Annotated in this window: 2 protein-coding genes (1 of these 2 running past the window's edge); both read right to left on the bottom strand. The window is 74.3% G+C overall.

Annotated elements, in window-relative coordinates:
- On the bottom strand, nucleotides 1-7,620 hold the 5' portion of the coding sequence (locus GQ466_RS16040) for a non-ribosomal peptide synthetase (protein ID WP_161103621.1). The gene continues 1,428 nt to the left of window position 1, outside the view; only the first 7,620 of its 9,048 coding nucleotides appear in the window; its start codon is at nucleotides 7,618-7,620; its stop codon lies beyond the left edge, outside the window.
- Entirely contained in the window at nucleotides 7,617-21,524 is a 13,908-nt protein-coding gene (locus GQ466_RS16035; protein ID WP_202420454.1) for a non-ribosomal peptide synthetase, read from the bottom strand. Before GQ466_RS16035 ends, GQ466_RS16040 begins: the two co-directional genes overlap by 4 nt.

The raw sequence follows: 21,524 nt of genomic DNA, 5'->3' as shown, positions 1-21,524 counted from the left end.
GCTCACCACCGGGGGCAGCGGCACCGGCGCCGCCGCGTCGTCCTCCCGCTCCGGGGCGATCGGCCGGCCGCCCGCCACCAGGGCGAGCGCCGCCGCCGTCTTGTGCTCGAACACCTGCCGCGGGGTGATCACCAGACCGGCGCGGCGGGCACGGGCGACGAGCTGGATCGACATGATCGAGTCGCCGCCGATCTCGAAGAAGCGGTCCTCGGGGCCGACGCGGTCCAGGCCGAGGACGCCCGCGAACAGGTCGCAGAACAGCCGCTCCAGCGGGGTGCGCGGTTCCCGGCCGGCGGCCGGGGCCGTGACGTCCGGCGCGGGCAGCGCGGCGCGGTCGAGCTTGCCGCCCGGGGTGAGCGGCAGCGCGTCGAGCACCACGACCGCCGCGGGCACCATGTGCTCGGGGAGCCGCGTGCCCGCGTGCGCCCGGAGCCGGGTGCCGTCGGGTGCGGCGCCGTCGGCCGGGACGACGTAGGCGACCAGGCGGACGTCGTCCGGCCGGTCCTCGCGCGCGATCACGGCGGCGTGCGCGACGTCGGCGTGCGCGGTCAGGACGGCCTCGATCTCGCCGGGCTCGACGCGGAACCCGCGGACCTTGACCTGCGCGTCGGCCCGGCCCAGGTAGACGAGCCGTCCGTCGGCGTCCCTGCGGGCCAGGTCGCCCGTCCGGTACATCCGCTCGCCCGGCGCCCCGAACGGGCAGGCGACGAACCGCTCCGCGCTCAGGCCCGGCCGGTTCAGGTAGCCCCGGGCCAGGCCCGCGCCCGCGACGTACAGCTCACCGGTCATCGCGGGCGGGACGGGCTGGAGCGACCCGTCCAGGACGAACGCGCGCATGTTCCGGATCGGCCGCCCGATCGGCACCACCCCGGCGGGCGGTTCCGCGCCCGGCTCGATCCGGTGCTCGACGCAGCCGACCGTCGCCTCGGTCGGGCCGTACTCGTTGACCACGCCGGTGGCGGGGTGGCGCTCGCGCCAGGACGCCAGCAGGTCGCCGGTCAGCTGTTCGCCGCCGACCACCAGGTCGCCCGGGACGTCGGGCAGGTCCAGCTCGTCCAGCAGCCGCAGGTGGCTGGGCGTCACCTTCAGGAACAGCCGTTCGGCGGCGCACTCGTCCCGCAGGTCGGCGACGTCAACGGCGCCACCGGCGGTGAGCGTCCCGAGCAGCGCGGTCACCGTCAGGTCGAACGACACCGACGAGTGCAGCAGCGCGTTCCCGCGCAGGCTCGGATAGGCGTCCGCCGCGTGCTCCAGGTAGTTCGCGACCGCGCCGTGCGGGACGACGACGCCCTTCGGGGCACCCGTCGAACCGGACGTGTAGATGACGTACGCGGGGTGGCGGGGGTCCGGCCGCACGTCCGGGGCCTCGGCGGGGAGCGCGGCCGGGTCGAGGTCGTCCAGGACGACGCGCGGCACGTCCGGGCCGGGCAGCGCGCCGGCCGTCGCGGACGTGCACACCACCAGGGCGGGGGCCGCGTCCGCCAGCATGAACGCGATCCGCGCCGCCGGGTAGTCCGGGTCGACGGGGACGTAGGCCGCGCCCGTCTTCAGGACCGCCAGGACGGCGACCACCAGCTGCGCCGACCGCGGCACCGCGAGCGCGACGGTCCGCTCCGGGCCGGCGCCCTGCCGGGCCAGGTGCGCCGCGAGCCGACCGGATGCCTCGTCCAGCTCGGCGTAGGTCATCCGGCCGTCCTCGGCGGTGACGGCCGTCGCGTCCGGGGTGCGGGCCGCCTGCGCCGCGAACATGTCCGTCACGGTCGTGGCGGTCGCCGGGACGACGGTGTCGTTCCCTGCGGCCACCGCCTGCGTGTGTTCGGCGGGCCGCGTGATCGCGATCCGGCCGATCGGGGTGCCCGGGCCGTCGGCCATCTGCTCCAGGACGCGCCGCAGCCTTGCCGGGACGGCGCGGGCCGTCTCGGCGTCGATCAGGTCCGGCCGGTACGTCAGGCGCAGCCGCATCCGGTCCGCGCCGGGGCTCACCATCATGCCGAGCGGGTAGTGGGCCGCCTCGCGCCCGCCCGCCGCCGACACCGCCAGCCCGGCGACCGACAGCGACTCGGCCTCGTCGAAGGGGAAGTTCTCGTAGACGATGAGCGTGTCGAACGTCGCCGCCGGACCGGTGAGGCGCTGGATCTCGCCGAGGCCGAGGTACTGGTGGGGGATGAGGGCGGTCTGCCGGTCCTGGAGGATCCGCAGCAGGTCCGCGACCGTGCGGTCCGGGTCGAGCGGGACGCGGATCGGGACGGTGTTGATGAACAGCCCGAGCATGTCCTCGGCCCCGGGCAGTTCGGGGGGCCGTCCGGCGACGACGGCGCCGAAGACGACGTCGCGGCGTCCGGTCAGCCGCCCGACGAGCACGGCCCACGCCGCCTGGACGAGCGTGTTCAGCGTGATCTCGTTGCGGCGCGCCAGCTCGCGGAGGCTCCGCGTCAGCGGCTCGGGCAGCTCCAGCAGGGCGAGGTCGGGCACGGTCTGGTCGCGGGCCTCCGCCGCCGGGGCGACGAGGGTCGGCTCGTCCAGCGCGGCCAGTTCGGTCCGCCACGCGTCGCGGGCGCTCGCGCGGTCCTGACGGCCGAGCCAGGCGAGATAGTCGCGGTAGGGCGGCGGGGACGGCAGGTCGGCATTGCCCCCGGCCGCGTAGACGGCGAACATTTCGCGGAGCAGGATCGGCAGCGACCAGCCGTCGAGCAGGATGTGGTGGTTGGTGATGACGAGCCGGTGGTGCTCCGGGGCCAGGCGGATGAGCAGGAACCGCAGCAGCGGCGGCTCGGCCGGGTCGAAGCGGCGGCCCAGCTCCTCGGCGGCGACGCGGTCGGCTTCGGCGGCCGAGCCCGCCACGTCCACCAGCCGCCAGGGCAGCGCGACGTGCCGCGCGATCACCTGCACCGGCTGCGCGGCCCCGGCGGGCTGGTGGAAGCTCGCCCGCAGGTTGGCGTGCCGGTCCAGCAGCGCCTGGCCGGCGGCGCGGAGCGCGTCGGCGTCGAGCGCCCCCTTCAGGTCGAGGACGCCCTGGCCCTCGTAGATGTCGACCGCCTGCCGGTCGTAGAGAGCGTGGAACAGCAGGCCCTCCTGGAGCGGGGACAGCGGCCAGATGTCGGTCAGGCCGGGGCGCAGACGCTCCAGCTCCTCGACCTGCTCCTGGCCGAGCGTCACGAGCGGGAAGTCCGACGGCGTGTGCCCGCCCGCTTCCGGGGCTTCGGCGAGCCCGGCCAGCATCGCGGCCCACGCGTCCGCCAGGTCCCGGACGTCCTGCTCCGCGAACATCTCGCCGGGCCACGCCAGCGACAGCCGCAGCACCCCGTCCGCCACCACGCCGCCCGCCTCCAGGGCGTGCGGGACGGGCGCGCCGGGGTCGGCGTCGCCGTCCAGGTCCAGCTGCCGCCACGCGTCGTCCGTCGCGTCGGCGGTGAAGCGGCCGAGGTAGTTGAAGCCGATCTCGGGGGTGGGCAGTGCGGCGAGTTCGGGGCCGGTCTCCGGGTTCAGGTAGCGGAGCATCCCGTAGCCGAGACCGTCCCCCGGCACCGCCCGGACCTGCTCCTTCACGGCCTTCAGCAGGGCGCCCGCCGCCGCGCCGCCGGACCGGACGTCCGCCGGATCGACCGGGCCCGCGTCCAGCAGGACCGGATGGACGCTCGTGAACCAGCCGATCGTCCGCGACAGGTCCATGCCCTCGGCGAGCGCCCGCCGCCCGTGGCCCTCCACGTCGACCGCAAGGGGCCCGGCGCCGCGCCACGCGGCGACCGCCGCCGTCAGGCCCGCGAGCAGGACGTCTTCGATGCCCGCGTGGAATGCCTGCGGGACCTTCGTCAGCAAGGCGCGCGTCACGTCGGCCGGCACCGGGACCTCGACCTGCCGGCCGCTGCCCGCCGTGTCCCGCTTCGGGTCCAGCGCCCGGTCCGCCAGCCGGGGCCCGCCGCCGGTCAGGATCTCCCGCCAGCGCGGCAGCTCCGCCGTGCGCGCCGGGTCGGTCGCCGCGTCGGCCAGGGCCCGCGCCCACGCGCCGAACGAGGTGTCCACCGGGTCCAGCGCCGGCTTCTCTCCGGCGGCGACCGCCGTGCAGGCGGCCTGGAGGTCGGGCAGCAGGATCCGCCACGAGACGCCGTCCACCACCAAGTGGTGCGCGACCAGCACGAGCCGGCCCGGCAGCGGTCCGCGGTCCAGCCACACGACCTGCGCCATCACCCCGGCGCCCGGGTCCAGCCGGGCCGTCGCGGCCCGGCCCTCGGCCGCCGCCGCCTCCGCGAGGTCGTCCGCGCCGGACGCGTCCACCCGCGTCACCCACGCCGCGACGTCGGCCGTGCCGGGCTCCAGCCGCCAGGTGTCCGGCTGGTCCGCCGCCGGACGGACCAGCCGGGCGCGCAGCAGGGGATGCCGGTCCGCGAGGGCGGTCACGGCGGTTTTCAGGCCGTCCAGTCCGAGCTGCGGCGGGACGGCGACCGTCACCCACTGGGAGAACCGGGCGGGGAGGCCGGTGCGGTGCGCGGCGGCCCGGATCACGGGGGTCAGCGGCACCGGGCCGGCGGCGTCCTCGTCCGGCCGCGCGGGCTCGCGGGACGCGGCCTGCGCGTCGGCGACGGCGGCCAGGGCCGCCGGGGTGGCGAACTCGAAGACGTCCTGCGCGGTGATCAGGACGCCCGCGCGGCGGGCGCGGGCGACGAGCTGCATCGAGACGATCGAGTCGCCGCCGAGGTCGAAGAAGCTGTCCTCGGCGCCGACGCGGTCCAGCTTCAGCACGCCCGCGAACAGGGCGCACAGCGTCTCTTCGGTCGCGGTGCGGGGCGCGCGGCTCCCCGTCGCTCCGGCGAAGTCCGGGGCGGGCAGGGCGTCCCGGTCGAGCTTGCCGCTGCGCGTCAGAGGGAATTCGGGGACGGTCACCACGGCGGCCGGGACCATGTAGTCCGGTAAGACGGTGCCGGTGAAGGTGCGCAGGTCGGCGGTGTCGACGGCGCCGTTGGCCGGGACGACGTAGGCGATGAGCCGCTTGTCCCCCTGGTCCTCGCGGGCGATCACGGCCGCCCGGGCGACCTGCTCGTGCCGGGCCAGGACGGTTTCGATCTCGGCGGGCTCGATCCGGTAACCCCGGATCTTCACCTGGGCGTCCGCGCGGCCGACGAACACCAGGCGTCCCTGGGCGTCCCAGCGGACCAGGTCGCCGGTGCGGTACATCCGCTCGCCTTCGGCGTACGGGCACGCCACGAACCGCTCTGCGCTCAGAGCCGGACGGTCGAGGTATCCCCGCGCGAGCCCGGAGCCCGCGAGGTACAGCTCGCCCGCGACGCCCACCGGCACCGGCTGTAAGAACGCGTCCAGGACGAGCGCGCGCATGTTGTCGCGGGGACGGCCGATCGGCAGGACGGACGGCACCTCGGTTCCGGCCGCGAGCGGCTGGGCGGTCGCGCACAAGGTCGTCTCGGTCGGCCCGTACAGATGCCGGACGGTCACGCCGGGACAGGCCGCCATCACGGCGGCGACGGCGTCGCGGCTGACCACGTCGCCGCCGGTCAGGACCTCGTCCAGGCCCGCGAAGCAGTCCGGGGCCTCCTGCGCGAGCGCGCCCAGCAGGCCCGCCGTCACATGGACGGCCGTCACGTCGAACGCGGCGATGAGCGAGCGCAGGACCGTCGCGTCGATCCGTCCGGGAGGGGCCACGGCGATCTGGCCCCCCGATAACAGCGGCACCCAGATTTCGTACGTCGAAGCGTCGAACGCGACCGGCGCGTGCAGCAGAACCCGGCTCCCCGGCCCCACGCCCCACCCGCTGTCGAGCGCCAGACCGGCGACTCCGCGATGCGTCGCCGCCACGCCTTTGGGCACGCCGGTCGAACCCGACGTGTACATGACGTACGCCAGGTCGTCCGGATGGACGCTCGCCTGCGACGTGCCGTTCTCGCTCGCCGCCAGCTCGTCGACCATGACCGTCGGCAGCCCCGCCGGCACCCGGTCGGCCAGGCCCGGTTCGGTCACGACCAGATCCACGTCGGCCTCGGACAGCACCCGCTCGATCCGCGCGGCGGGCCACCCCGGATCCACCGGGATGTACGCCGCGCCCGCCTTGACCGTGCCGACGAGCGCCGCCACCAGCCACGCCGACCGCTCCATCAACACGCCCACGCGCCGCATCCCGGTCAGACCGGCGGCGATACGGCCCGTCACCGCGTCCAGCTCGGCGTACGTCCACGCCACGTCGCCGGCCACGGCCACCGCTTCCGGCGACCGCTCCACCTGCGCCGCGAACGCCGCCACCAGCGTCTCCGGGCCGCCCGGCGCGTCCGTCGCGTTCCACCCGGCGACGACGAGATCCCGCTCTGCGGCGTCCACGACGCCGAGCCGCCCGACCGGCGCGTCCGGGTCGGCCGCCATCCGCTCCAGCACGACCAGCAGCCGGGCGATCAGCGCCTCGGCGACCGCCGCGTCGAACAGGTCGGGCCGGTAGGTCAGCCGGAGCTGGAGCGGGTCGCTCGGCAGGACGGTCAGGCTCAGCGGATAGTGCGTCGCCTCCAGCCCGCCCGCGTTCGACCGGACCGTCAGGCCCGTGCCCGGCGGCGTCATGCCCTCGGCCGGCTCGTGCGGGAAGTTCTCGTAGGCGAACAGCGTGTCGAACGCGGCGCCCGGTCCCGCGAGCCGCTGGATCTCCGCGAGCCCCAGGTACTGGTAGCCGAGCAGCACCGACTGACGGTCCTGGAGGCCGGTCAGCAGGTCCGCCACCGGCTGGGCGGGGTCCAGCTCGACCCGCACCGGGATCGTGTTGACGAACAGGCCGAGCATGTCCTCGACGCCCGGCAGCTCCGGCGGACGGCCCGCGACCATCGCACCGAACACCACGTCCGTGCGTCCGGCCAGGCGACTGAGCACCATCGCCCACGCGCCCTGGATCAGCGTGTTCTGCGTGACGTTGTACCGGCGGGCGAGCGCCCGGACGGCCACGGTCAGCTCCCCGGTCGCCTCGACCCACGCCCGCCGGGGCGGGACCGGCTCGCCCGCGGGTTCGGCCGTCGCGACGAGCGCCGGTTCGTCCCGGCCGGCCAGCGCGTCCCGCCAGGCCGTCCGCGCCGCGTCGCGGTCCTGGTTCGCGAGCCACGCCAGGTAGTCGCGGTACGGCGTGACGGGCGGCAGGCCAGCCCCGGTGAGGCGCCCGCCCGCCGCGTAGAGCGCGAACAGCTCCCGCATCAGGATGGGCAGCGACCAGCCGTCCATCACCATGTGGTGGACCGTCAGGACCAGCCGGTGCCGCTCGGGACCGCGCCGCAGCAGCAGGAAGCGCAGCAGCGGCGGCGTCGCCGGATCGAAGCGCGCGGCGTGGTCGCGGACGGTCTCCGCCGCCGCCGCGCCCTCGTCCGGGGCGTCCACCAGCCGCCACGGCAGTTCCACCCGCTCGCCGATCACCTGCACCCGGCGGCCGGACTCCAGCTGCAGGAAACCCGCCCGCAGGCTCGCATGGCGATCGAGCAGCGCCTGCCCCGACGCCCGCAGCACCGCGGCGTCGAGGGGGCCGTCGATGTCCATGACGGCCTGCAACGCGTAGCCGTCCGATGCCCGGTCGTCGTAGAGGGCGTGGAACAACAGGCCCTCCTGCAACGGGGACAGGGGCCATACGTCAGCGAACTTGGAACCGCTCACTTCTGCCTCCACTGGCTTTCCAGCTCACCGAGATCGTCCTGACTGATGTCCATCAACGGGAAGTCCGACGGGGTGTGGCCCCCGGCGTCCGGGTCGTCGGCGTGCGCGGCGAGGCCGGTCAGCATCGCCGCCCATTCGGCCGCCAGGCGTTCCACCGCCGGGCGATCGAACAGCCCCTCGACCCAGGCGAGGGACAGGTGCAGTTCGGGGCCGTCCGGCCGGTCGTGGACCACGCCGCCCGCCTCCAGCACGTGCGCGGCGGGCATCGCCGGATCGACCTCGCCGCCCAGTTCCACCGGCGTCCAGTCGGCCTGCCCGGAGGTGCCGTCCGTGGTGGTGAAGCGGCCGAGGTAGTTGAAGCCGATCTCGGGCGTGGGCAGCGCGGCGAGTTCTTGGCCGGTCTCGGGGTTGAGGTGGCGCAGCATGCCGAAGCCCAGGCCGTCGGACGGGACGGTCCGCACCTGCTCCTTCACGGCCTTCAGCAGTTCGCCCGCCGCCGGGCCGCCGGAGCGGACGTCGGTCAGGTCTGCCGGGCCCGCGTCCAGGCGCACCGGGTACATGCTGGTGAACCAGCCGATCGTGCGGGACAGGTCCATCCCGTCCGCCAGGGCCTCGCGGCCGTGGCCTTCGACGTCCACCAGGACGGGACCGGCGCCCCGCCATTCCGCGACGGCCGCCGCCAGGCCCGCCAGCAGCACGTCGTTCACCCCGGCGTGGAAGACGTCGGCGACGCGCGTCAGCAGCGCCTCGGTCACGTCCGCCGGGACCGGCAGCGTGAGTTCCCGCATCTTGGCGGCGGTGTCGCGCTCCGGGTCCAGATTACGGTCGGCCAGGGCCGGGCCCGGGTCGGTCAGCATCGCCCGCCACACCGGCAGCTCGGCGGCGCGGGCCGGGCTCACGGCCTGCTCCGCCAGCGCGCGGCCCCAGCGGCGGAACGGCGTGCCGACGTCCTCCAGCACCGGACGGTCACCGGCCACGGCCGCCGCGTACGCGGCCTCCAGGTCGGGCAGCAGGATCCGCCAGGACACGCCGTCCACCACCAGGTGGTGCACGACGACCACCAGCCGGCCCCGGCGCGGCCCGCGATCCAGCCACACGAGCTGCAGCATCGCCCCGGCGCGCGGGTCCAGCCGATCGGTCGCGGCGCGGCTCTGCGCGCGGACCAGCGCGTCCAGGTCCGGTCCGTCCGCGACGGCCGTGGCGTCGATCCGGGTGATCCGGCTCGCCACGTCGCCGGTGCCGGGCGGGCCGCTCTCCAGCCGCCAGGTCGCGAGGTCGCCGGGGTCGGGGCGGACGAGCCGGGACCGCAGCACCTCGTGGTGATCGGCGACCGCCCGCACGGCGGCGCGCAGCGCGTCCGGGTCCAGCGGCGGGACCGGGACCGCCGTCCACTGCGCGAACCGGCCCGTGAGGCCGGCCGGTCCCGTGACCCGCATGACGGGGGTGAGGGGCACCGGCCCCGGCGCGTCGTCGGCGGCCGGGCGCGGGTCGTCCGCGCGCTGTTCGCCGACGACGGTCGCGAGGGCCGCCGGGCTCTTGTGCTCGAACACCTGGCGCGGGCTGATCACCAGGCCCGCGCGGCGGGCGCGGGAGACGAGCTGCATCGACATGATCGAGTCGCCGCCGAGCGCGAAGAAGCCGTCGTCCACGCCGACGCGGTCCAGGCGGAGGATGTCGGCGAACAGCTCGCACAGGATCTGCTCGACCGGGGTGCGGGGCTGCCGGTCGGACGTGGCGGCGGTGTAGTCGGGGGCGGGGAGCGCGTCCTTGTCCAGCTTTCCGCTCGGGGTGAGCGGGAGGCCGTCGATGGGGACGACCGCTGTCGGGACCATGTGCTGCGGGAGGACGCCCGTCGCGTACGTCCGGACGTCGGCCGGGTCGGCGCTCGGCGCGACGATGTAGGCGATCAGACGGCGGTCACCGGGCTGGTCCTCGCGGACGATCACGGCGGCCTGGGTGACGTCGTCATGTCCCAGCAGGGCGGCTTCGATCTCGGCGGGCTCGATCCGGAAGCCCCGGATCTTGACCTGCGCATCCGCCCGGCCCGCATAGACCAAGCTTCCGTCGCGGGTCCATCGTCCCAGGTCGCCGGTCCGGTACATGCGTTCGCCGGACGCGCCGAACGGGCACGCCACGAACCGCTCGCCCGTCAACCCCGGACGGTTCAGGTACCCACGCGCCAGGCCGGTCCCCGCCACGTACATCTCGCCGGTCACGCCCGCCGGGACCGGCTGTAAGAACTGGTCCAGGACGAAGACCCGGGTGTTGTCCAAGGGTGCGCCGATCACACTGCTCGAACCTGCGGCAGCGGCCATTTCCCGATCCAGGCTGAGGTGGGTGACGTGGACGGTGGTCTCGGTGATCCCGTACATGTTCACCAACACCCCACCTGACGGACGCCGGGAATACCAGCCGTCCAACCGAGCAGGATCCAGCGCTTCACCGCCGAACACCACGTACCTGATCCGCGGTTCCTTGCCGGGGTTCTCCTGGTCGGCCTGCATGAGCTGGTAGAACGCCGACGGCGTCTGGCTCAAGACGGTCACACCCGTCTCCGTCGCAAGGTTCAAGAAGTCGCGCGGGGAACGCGTCACCTCGAACGGGACAACGACCACACGGCCGCCCAGCAGCAGTGCGCCCCACATTTCCCACACCGAGAAGTCGAACGCGTACGAGTGGAACAGGCTCCACACATCGTCGCGACCTAAGCCGAACCGCTCTCCGGCCGCAGCGATGAGCGAGACGACATTGCGGTGCGGAACGACGACGCCCTTCGGCTTCCCAGTGGAACCCGACGTGTAAATGACATACGCCGGGTGATCGGGCCGCGCTCGCTCGCCCAGATTGTCGGAACGACCCTCGGCCACGTCCTCTAGGACCACGACCGGACCTGCGACCTGACCTCGCGTTTCCGCAGTGCACACCACGATCGCCGGGCTCGCGTCGGCCAGGGTGTAAGCGATCCGGGCTTCTGGATAGTCCGGGTCCACCGGAACGTACGCGGCGCCCGTCTTCACGACGGCCAACACCGCGATCACCATTTCCACCGAACGGGGAAGCAGGAGCGCGACGCGCTTTTCCGGGCCGACGCCACGATCCGCCAGATGCCACGCCAGGCGATTCGCCGCCGCGTTCACCGACGCATACGACCATTCCTCGTCGCCCGAAACGATGGCGGCCGCGTCCGGGGTTTCGGCCACCCGCGCCTCGAACAGGCCCGCCAATGACGCCGACGGAACCGGAACGGAAGTGTCGTTCCATTCCTCTACCACCCGCGACCGTTCGGCCGGGTCCACGACCGACACCCGGCCGACCGGCAGCGAAGGATCGGCGGTGACCTGATCCAGCACTTCCGCCAAAGCCGCCGCGACCATCCGCGCGGTCGCCTCGTCGAACAGATCCACGGCGTATTCGACTTCGCCGACGACGCCCGCGGGCGTTCCGTCCTCGGCGCGCCGTTCTTCGAGGCTGAACACCAGGTCGAACTTCGCGGATTCGGTGCGCGGTTCCAACGTGACCGCCGTCAGGCCGGGCATGTCCAGCACGGCGGCGGGCGCGTTCTGGAGGACGAGCATCACTTGGAACAGCGGGTGCCGGGCCATCGACCGGTCAGGGCTGAGGTCGTCCACCAGACGCTCGAACGGGATGTCCTGGTGCGAGTACGCGGCCAGGTCGGTGTCGCGGACGCGGCCCAGGATGTCGGCGAAAGCCGGATCGCCGCTGACGTCCGTGCGCAGCACCAGGGTGTTGAGGAAGAAGCCGACCAGGTCGTCCAGCGCGGCGTCCCCACGACCCGCCACGGCCGTGCCGATCGGGACGTCCGTCCCCGCGCCCAGCCGCGACAGCAGCACCGCGAGCGCGGCCTGCACCACCATGAACACCGTGACCTGGTGCTCCCGCGCCACCTCGATCAGGCGGGCGTGGACGTCGGCGGGGATCCGCAGCGGGACGGCCGCCCCGCGATGGCTCGCCGTCGCGGGACGCGGCCGGTCGACCGGCAGCGCGAGCTCCGGCGGCAGCCCGGCCAGGGCCGCGCGCCAGAACGCCAACTGTCCCGCGAGCGCGCCGGACGGGTCGTCCTCGCCGCCGAGCAGCGCCCGCTGCCACACCGCGAAGTCCGCGTACTGCACCGGCAGCGGCGCCCAGCCAGGCGCGAGACCCGCGCACCGGGCCGCGTACGCGACCGACAGGTCGCGCACCAGCACGCCCATCGACCACCCGTCGCCCGCGATGTGATGCACGACCAGCAACAGCACGTACTCGTCCGGACCGAGCACGAACAAATGCGCCCGCCACGGCAGCTCACGCCCCACGTCGAACCCGCGCCGCGCCGCCGCGGCCAGCGCCGCGTCGAGATCCGCCTCGGCGACCGGGGTCACAACCGGCTCCGGGGCCGCATCCGCGAGGATCCGCTGAACGGGCACGCCGTCGGTGTCCGGGAAGATCGTGCGCAGGCTCTCGTGCCGGTCGGCCACGTCCGCGAGCGCCGCGTGCAGAGCCGTCCGGTCCAGCGCACCGGACAGCCGCACCGCCCACGGCATGTTGTAGACGGCGCCGGTGTCCTCGAACCGGTTGAGGAACCACATCCGCGCCTGACCGAACGACAGCGGCACCGGGTCGGGCCGCTCCACCGCCGTCAGCGCGGCCCGGGCGGCGCGTGCGCCGTCCGGGGCGGCGAGCGCGGCCACGCCCGCCGGGGTCGGCGCGGCGAACAGCGCGCGGATCGGGACGTCCACCTCCAGCACGGCCCGGACGCGCGCGATCAGCCGCATCGCCAGCAGCGAGTCGCCGCCGAGCGCGAAGAACCCGTCGTCGGCGCCGACCCGCTCCAGGCCGAGGATCTCGGCGAACAGCCCGCACAGCACCTCTTCGACCGCCGTGCGCGGCTCCCGGCTCCCCACCGCGTCCGCGAAGTCCGGCGCGGGGAGCACCGCGCGGTCCAGCTTCCCGCTGGGCGTGAGGGGCAGCGCGTCCAGCGGGACGACGGCGGTGGGCACCATGTAGTCCGGGAGGACCGTGCCGGTGTAGGCCCGCAGTTCGGCGGTGTCCACGGCGCCGTTGGCCGGGACGACGTACGCGACGAGGCGCTTGTCCCCCGGCTGGTCCTCGCGGGCGATCACCGCCGCCCGCGCCACCTGGTCGTGGCCCGACAGCACCGTCTCGATCTCGGCGGGCTCGATCCGGAAGCCCCGGACCTTCACCTGCGTGTCCGCGCGGCCGACGAACACGAGCTGCCCTTCACCGTCCCATCGGACGAGGTCGCCGGTGCGGTACATCCGCTCGCCCTCGCCGTACGGACACGCGACGAACCGCTCCGCGCTCAAGCCGGGACGATCCAGATATCCCCGCGCCAGCCCGGACCCCGCGACGTACAGCTCACCGACCACGCCGACCGGCGCGGGCTGGAGATAGGCGTCCAGGACGAGTGTGCGCGTGTTGTCGCGCGGACGGCCGATCGGCAGCACCGAGGGGATCTCCGCGCCGGTCGCGAGCAGGTGCGTGGTGGCGCACAGCGTGACCTCGGTCGGCCCGTACAGATGCCGGACGGCCACGCCGGGACACGCCTCCATCACCGCAGCCACCGCGCTCGCGCTCACCACGTCGCCGCCGGTCAACACCTCGTCCAGACCCGCGAAGCAGTCCGGCGCCTCCTGCGCGAGCGCGCCCAGCAAACCCGCAGTCACATGGACGGCCGTCAGCTCGAACTCCTCGATCAGCCGCCGCAGCACCCCGGCGTCCACCGGGCCGGGCGGAGCTACGACGATCTGACCGCCCGACAGCAACGGCACCCAGATCTCATACGTCGAGGCATCGAACGCGACGGGCGCGTGCAGCAACACTCGGCTCCCCAGCTCGACGCCCCACCCGCCGTCGAGCGCCAGACCGCACACACCGCGATGCGTCGCCGCCACGCCCTTCGGCACGCCGGTCGAGCCTGACGTGTACATGACGTAGGCGAGATCGTCCGGCCCCACCACCGGCAGGGCGCTCTCCGCACCACCGGCCAGCGTCTCCACCAGCACCGCCGACGACCCCGCAGGAACCCGGTCCAGAAGGCCGGGCTCGGTCACCACCACGTCCACGTCGGCCTCGGCGAGCACCCGCTCGATCCGCGCCGCAGGCCACCCCGGATCCACCGGAACGTACGCCGCGCCCGCCTTCACGGAACCGACCAGCGCCGCCACCAGCCACGCCGACCGCTCCAGCAGCACACCGACCCGCCGCGCCCCGGCGAGGCCGGACGCGATACGCCCGGCCACCGCGTCCAACTCGGCATACGTCCACGACACGTCACCGGCCACCGCCACCGCACCCGGCGACCGCTCCACCTGCGCCGCGAACGCCGCCACCAGCGTCTCCGGCCCGGCGGGCGCGGCGGTGGTGTTCCACGACGCCACCACGAGTTCCCGCTCACCGTCACCCACCACGCCGATCCGCCCCAGCGGCAGCCACGGGTCGGCCGCGACCTGTTCGAGCACGTGCAGGAGCCGTCCGACCAGCAGGTGGGCGGTCCACGGGTCGAACAGGTCGGCGGAGTACTCCAGGACGCCGTCGATGCCCGCCGGGGCGCCGTCCGCGCCCCGGCGCTCGGCCAGGCTGAACGCCAGGTCGAACTTGGCGACCTCACCGCCGACCTCGGTGACGCGCGCGTCCAGCCCGGGCAGCTCCCACACCGTGTCGGGCGTGTTCTGGAACACCAGCATGACCTGGAACAACGGATGCCGCGCCAGGGACCGGACGGGGCTGAACTCGTCCACCAGCCGCTCGAACGGGACGTCCTGATGCGAGTACGCGGCGAGGTCGGTCTCCCGGACGCGGCCCAGCACGTCGGCGAACGGAGGATTGCCGCTGACGTCCGTCCGCAGAACCAGGGTGTTGAGGAAGAAGCCGACCAGGTCATCGAGGGCCGCGTCCGTGCGGCCGGCCGTCGCCGTGCCGATCGGGACGTCCTCGCCCGCGCCGAGCCGCGACAGCAGCACCGCCAGCGCCGCCTGGACGACCATGAACACCGTCGCCTGGCCGGTCCGCGCCACGTCGGTCAGCGCGGCGTGGACCTCGGCCGGGACCCGCACCGGCACCGTCCCGCCCCGGTGCCCGGCCACGGCGGGACGCGGCCGGTCGGTGGGCAGCGCCAGTTCCGGCGGCAGCTCGGCCAGCGCGTCCCGCCAGTGGGCGAGCTGCGCGGCGATCAGGCTGGACGGGTCGTCCTCGCTCCCGAGCGCGGCGCGCTGCCACGCCGCGAAGTCCGCGTACTGCACCGGCAGCGGCGCCCAGCCGGGGGCGCGGCCCGCGCGGCGCGCGGTGTACGCCGTCGCGAGGTCCCGGACGAGGACGTCCATCGACCACCCGTCGCCCGCGATGTGGTGCACGACCAGCAACAGCACGTACTCGTCCGGGCCGAGGACGAACAGGTGCGCCCGCCACGGCAGCTCCCGCCCCACGTCGAACCCGCGTCGCGCCGCCGCGGCCAGCGCCTCGTCCACCTCGCCCACGCCGACCAGCGCGACCGAGAGGACCGGACGGCTCTCGTCCCCGTCCAGGATCCGCTGGACGGGCGCGCCGCCGCGATCGGGGAAGATCGTCCGCAGGCTCTCGTGCCGGTCCGCGACGTCGCCCAGCGCGGCCTGGAGCGCGGCCCGGTCCAGGGGGCCCGACAGCCGCGCCGCCCACGGCATGTTGTAGACCGCGCCGGCGTCCTCCAGCCGGTTCAGGAACCACATCCGCGCCTGACCGAACGACAGCGGAACGACGTCGGGCCGTTCCACCGCCGTCAGCGCCGCCCGCGCGCCCCGCGTCCGGTGGCCCGCGACGAACGCCGCCACACCGGCCGGGGTCGGGGCCGCGAACAGCTCCCGGATCGGCACCTCGGTCCCCAGCAGCGCGCCGACCCGCGACAGCAGCCGCGTCGCCGACAGGGAGTCGCCGCCGAGGTCGAAGAAGCCGTCCTCGGCCCCGACCCGCGTCAGCCCGAGGACCTCGGCGAACAGGCCGCACAGCAGTTCCTCGACGGCCGTGCGCGGCGCCCGGCTCCCAGCCAGGTCCGCGAAGTCCGGGGCGGGCAGCGCCGCGCGGTCCAGCTTCCCGCTCCGCGTGAACGGGAACTCCGGGACGGCCACCACGGCGGCCGGCACCATGTACTCCGGCAGCACCGCCGCCACGTGCGCCCGGAGCCGCGCCGGATCCACGACGGCGGCGGGGATGACGTAGGCGACGAGCCGCCGGGTCCCCCGCTCGTCCTCGTGGGCGATCACGGCGGCCCGCGCCACCGCGTCGTGCTCGGCCAGGACCGCCTCGATCTCGCCCGGCTCGATGCGGAAGCCCCGGATCTTCACCTGCGTGTCGGCCCGGCCGAGGTACACCACCTCGCCGTCGGCGCTCCACTGCGCGACGTCCCCGGTCCGGTACATCCGCTCGCCGGGCGCGCCGAACGGGCAGGCCGTGAACCGCTCGGCGGTCAGGCCCGGCCGCTTCAGGTAGCCGCGCGCCAGGCCGGGGCCGGTGAAGTACAGCTCACCGGCCACGCCCGGCGCGACCGGCCGCAGGAACCGGTCGAGGATCAGCGCCCTTGTGTTGATCAGCGGCCGTCCGATCGGGACCTCGCCCGTGGCCGGATCGACGCCGGTCAGCGGCCCGGTGACCGCGGTCGCGATCGTCACCTCCGTGGGGCCGTAGGCGTTGATCAAGGAGCGGCCCGGGGCCCAGCGCCGGACGATCTCCGGCGCGCAGCGCTCGCCCGCCAGCAGCAGCGTCTCGACGCCGCGCAGGCTGCCGTCGGGCAGGGCGGCCACCACCGCGGGCGGCAGGGTCATGTGCGTCACGCCGAACCGCGCGGCGATGTCGGTGAGCGAGCCCTGGAGCGTCAGGCGGTCGGCGCCCGCCACCACCAGCGCCGCGCCCGACAGCAGCGCCATGCACGTCTCCCAGATCGAGACGTCGAAGCTCGGCGACGCGAACTGGAGCACCCGCGAGCCCGGCCGCGCGCCGAAATGGGCGCGCTGGCTCATCGCCAGGCTCTCCAGGCCCGCGTGCGACACGACCACGCCCTTCGGCGTGCCCGTCGACCCGGACGTGTAGATGACGTACGCCGGGTGCCGGAGCGTCAGCGGGACGGGACGGTCGGCGTCCCCGACGTCGCCGTCCGTCCCGGCGGCCAGCTCCGCGACGACGGCCGGGTCGTCCAGCACCAGCCGGGGCGGCTTGTGCGCCGGCACCTGCGCGGCGGTCGCGGCGGTGCAGAGCAGCAGGGCCGGGTCGGCGTCGCGGAGCATGAACTCGATCCGCGCCACCGGGTAGTCGGCGTCGATCGGCAGGAACGCCGCGCCGGCCTTCCCCACCGCGAGCATCGCGACCACGGTCGTGATCGAGCGGGGGAGCAGGAGCGCGACGGTCCGCTCGGGGCCGGCGCCGTGCTCGATGAGGTGCCGTGCGAGCCGGTTGGCGGCGGCGTTCAGCTCGGCGTAGGTCCATTGGACGTCGTCGTCCAGGAGCGCGATCTCGTCCGGCGTGCGGGCGGCCTGCTCGGCGAACAGGTCGGGGAACGTCCGTCCCTGCACCGGCTCGGCGGTGGCGTTCCAGTCGTCGAGCACCTGTCGGCGCTCGTCGGCGTCCAGGACGTCGACCGCGCCGAGGCGTCGGTCCGGGTCTTCCGTGACCTGGTCGAGGACGCGGACCAGGCGGGCCGCGAGCGCGTGGGCGGTGTCGGCGTCGAACAGGTCCGCCGCGTACTCCAGGTCGCCGTCGATGCCCGCCGGGACGCCGTCGGCGCGGCGCTCCGTCAGGCTGAACGCCAGGTCGAACCGGGCGGCGCCGGTGGCCGCGTCCAGCGGGCTCGCGTCGAGACCGGCGAGGTCCCAGACGGCCGCCGGGGCGTTCTGGAAGATCAGCATGGTCTGGAAGAGGGGGTGGCGGGCCAGGGAGCGGACGGGGCTGAGGTCGTCCACGAGGCGTTCGAAGGGGACGTCCTGGTGGTCGTAGGCGGCCAGGTCGGTGTCGCGGACGCGGTTCAGGATCTCTTCGAACGTGGGGTCGCCGCTGACGTCGGTGCGCAGGACGAGGGTGTTGAGGAAGAAGCCGACCAGGTCGTCCAGGGCGGCGTCGGAGCGTCCGGCGGTGGCGGTGCCGATCGGGACGTCCTCGCCTGCGCCGAGCCTGGACAGCAGCACCGCGAGTGCCGCTTGGACGACCATGAACACCGTCGCCTGGCGTTCCCGCGCCACCTCGGTGAGGCGGGCGTGGAGTTCCGCCGGGATTTGCACCGGGACCGTCCCGCCCCGGTGGCTCGCGACCGGGGGGCGCGGGCGGTCGGTGGGGAGCGTCAGTTCGGGCGGCAACTCCGCCAGGGCGTCGCGCCAGTAGGCGAGCTGACCGGCGATCACGCTGTCCGGGTCGTCCTCGCCGCCGAGCAGTTCGCGCTGCCACACGGCGAAGTCGGGGTACTGCACCGGTAACGGCGCCCAGTCGGGGGCGTCGCCGGCGCGGCGGGCGGTGTAGGCCGTCGACAGGTCGCGGGCCAGGACGCCCATGGACCAGCCGTCGCCCGCGATGTGGTGGACGACGAGCATCAGGATGTGCTCATGCTCGCCGAGGACGAACAGGTGGGCCCGCCACGGGAGTTCGCGCGCGACGTCGAAGCCCTGCCGCGCCGCCGCGCCCAGCGCCTCGTCCAAGTCGTCCGGGTTGACCTGCGTGACGGCCAGCTCGGGGCGCGCGTCCCGTCCCGCGCGGACCCACGGGATCGGCTCGCCGTCCACGTCGGGGAAGACCGTGCGCAGCGTCTCGTGCCGGTCCGCCACGTCGGCGAGGGCCGCTTGCAGGGACGTCCGGTCCAGGTCGCCCGACAGGCGGACCGTCCACGGCATGTTGTAGACGGCGCCGGTGTCCTCGAACCGGTTGAGGAACCACATCCGGGCCTGGCCGAAGGAGAGCGGGACCGTCTCGGGCCGCTCCACCGCCGCCAGCCCGGCCCGCGCGTTCGTCACGCGGTTCGTCTCCACGAACGCCGCGATCCCGGCCGGGGTCGGGTCGGCGAACAGCGTCCGGATCGGGACCTCGACGGCGAGCGCCGCGCGGATCCGCGCGATCAGCCGCATCGCGAGCAGCGAGTCGCCGCCGAGGTCGAACAGGCCGTCGTCGGCGCCGACCCGTTCCATGGCGAGGACGTCGGCGAAGAGGCCGCAGACGATTTCCTCGGTGACGGTGCGGGGCTCCCGGCCGCCCGCCGAACTGCCGAATTCGGGGGCCGGTAACGCCGCGCGGTCGAGCTTGCCGCTCGCGCTCAGCGGCCATTCCTCAACCCGAATGACGGCTGCGGGGACCATGTACTCCGGCAGGACGCGCCCCGCGTGGGCGCGGAGTTCCGCCGGATCCACCGGGGAATCCGTCCGCACGTAGGCGACGAGAATCTGGTCCGTGCCCCGGCCTTCGCGCACCAGCGTCACGGCCTCGGTGACGCCCGCGTATTCGGCCAGCGCGGCGTCGATCTCGCCGGGCTCGATGCGGAAGCCGCGAATCTTCACCTGGTCGTCGGCGCGACCCAGATACACCAGCTGACCGTCGGGGGTCCACCGGCCGATGTCGCCGGTGCGGTACATCCGCTCGCCCGAGCCGAAGGGCGACGCGACGAAGCGTTCCGCCGAAAGCCCCGGACGTCCCAGATATCCGCGCGCCAACTGGACGCCCTGGAGATACACCTCACCCGCCACGCCGGGCGGCACCGGACGCAGGAAAGCGTCCAGGACGAGAATCCGGGTGTTCCACACCGGACGCCCGATCGGCACCACGTCGAGGCTCGTCCGAGGACACTCCCACCACGTGACGTCGACCGACGCCTCCGTCGGCCCGTACAAGTTGAACAGCGGAACGTCCAACCGGGAGAAGAACCGCTCCACCAGGTCAGGCGGCAGCGCCTCACCGCTGCAGATCACGCGCCGCAGCCCCGCGCATTCCGCCACGGACGGCTCGTCCACGAAAACCCGCAGCATCGACGGCACGAAATGCGCCGTCGTGACCTTCGCGTCCCGGATCAGCCCCGCCAGGTACGCCGGGTCACGATGACTGCCCGGACGAGCCAGAACGAGCCCCGCGCCGGTCACCAGCGGCCATAACAGCTCCCACATCGACACGTCGAACCCGACCGACGTCTTGTGCAGCACCCGGTCCTCAGCCGTAAGGCCGAACTGATCCTGCATCCACAGCAGACGGTTCACGATCCCCGCCTGCGGCACCACCACGCCCTTCGGCCGCCCCGTCGAACCCGACGTGTAGATCACATACGCGGCACTGCCCGCCCACACCCGCACCCCGGGATCTCCCACAGGCCGTTCCGCGAGATCCCGCGCCAACTCAGGGCCGTCCACCACCAGGGTCGCGACAGCGTCGCCGACCATCCCCGCAGTCTCAAGCGAACACAACACCACCGCCGGAGAGCAGTTCTCCAGCACATAGTTCACCCGCCCGGACGGCCATTCAGGATCCAGCGGGACGTAAACACCGCCCGCCTTCAGCACCGCCAGCATCGACACGACCGACCACACCGACCGCTCCACCAGCACACCGACGCGCACCTCCGCGCCGACGCCCCGCTCCACCAGACACCACGCCAGCCGATTCACCAGGACGTTCAGATCGCCGTACGACCGCTCCGCACCCCCGTCCACCACCGCGACCGCGTTCTCGTCACGCACCACCTGCGCCTCAAATAAATCCACTAACGACGCGTCCGGAACCGCGACGTCCGCCCCGTCCCCGGCCGTCAGTTCCGCAAAGTCCGTCACGTCGACCTGGGCGAGCCGCCGCGCCGGGTCCGTCACCATCGCGGCGAAGAAGGAAAGAGCCGACGTGAGATGGCTCGACAGTTCGGCACCGGTGTAGCGCGCCGCGTTCCCCTCGACGACCACGCGCACGCCCTCCGGCTCGTCCCGCACGGTGAGGACGAAATCCTCGACGTGCCGCGCCGAAAGGTCCCGCAGCTGCGAAGGGAACTCCCCGAAGACCGGCGTCTCGGCCGTCTCGACGGCGACGACGGGACCGAACGACCGCCCCTCGCCCGGCCAGCCGAGGTCCACCACCGGGAACGGCCCGTGCTCGCGCGCCTCCCCGATCCGCCGCGCGGCCTCGCGCACGTACGCGCGGACCTCCAGCTCCGGCCCCACCGCGAGCCGGAGCGGTACAACGTCCGCCCTGCCTCCGGCGCGGTGCTCCGGCGCGACCGGCAGGCTCACCACCGCGTCCGTGACGTGGCCCACCCGCGCCAGATACGCCGCCATCACACCCGTGACGAGATCCGCCCAGGCCACGCCCAGCTCTCCGGACAGAACCCGCGACGCCGCGACGGCCGACGCGGGCAGCTCGCCCGCCGCCCGCAGCACGTCCGCCGCCGCGCCCGTCCGCGCCGCCGTGAGGGCGACCGGGTCAGGCCGGTCGGCGAACCGTTCCAGCCAGTACGCGCGGCCGGACTCGTCCCCGCCCGCCGGGGCCGCGACGCGCGGACCCGGCACGTCCCCGCGCACGAGCGCGGTGTAGATCTCCGCGACGCGCGCCGCGACGAGCCGCGCGCCGGAGGCGTCCAGGACGGCCGGCGCGTACCGCTGGCACCAGACGAACCGGTCGGGCGCGAGGACGAGAAGCGCGTGCGCCTGGACGCGGCCGTCCCCGGTGCCCGGCTGGGCGAACGTCCACTCCTCGGCCGCCGCGCGCGGGTCAGGGGCGTCGCGGAGATCGACGTGGACCAGCTCCGGCACGGGACGGCCGTCCACGCGCAGCGCCTCGGTCTCGCGCACCGCGGTCTCGAACGCGGCGGGATCGACCGGGCCCAGGATCTCGGTATGACGCAGCACGTCCGACGAGGACGCTCGGCTCCGGGCGATCGGCTGGGCGGCGGACTGGGGCGATCTCTTCCCGGACAT

Origin of the sequence: Actinomadura rayongensis, from assembly GCF_009831215.1 — a bacterium.
Lineage (GTDB): Bacteria > Actinomycetota > Actinomycetes > Streptosporangiales > Streptosporangiaceae > Spirillospora > Spirillospora rayongensis.
This window is presented reverse-complemented; position numbering and strand designations above follow the sequence as displayed.

What these genes read in the sequence shown, in the direction of transcription:
- GQ466_RS16035 (WP_202420454.1), bottom strand. Translation starts at nt 21,524, where the DNA reads ATGTCCGGGAAGAGATCGCCCCAGTCCGCCGCCCAGCCGATCGCCCGG.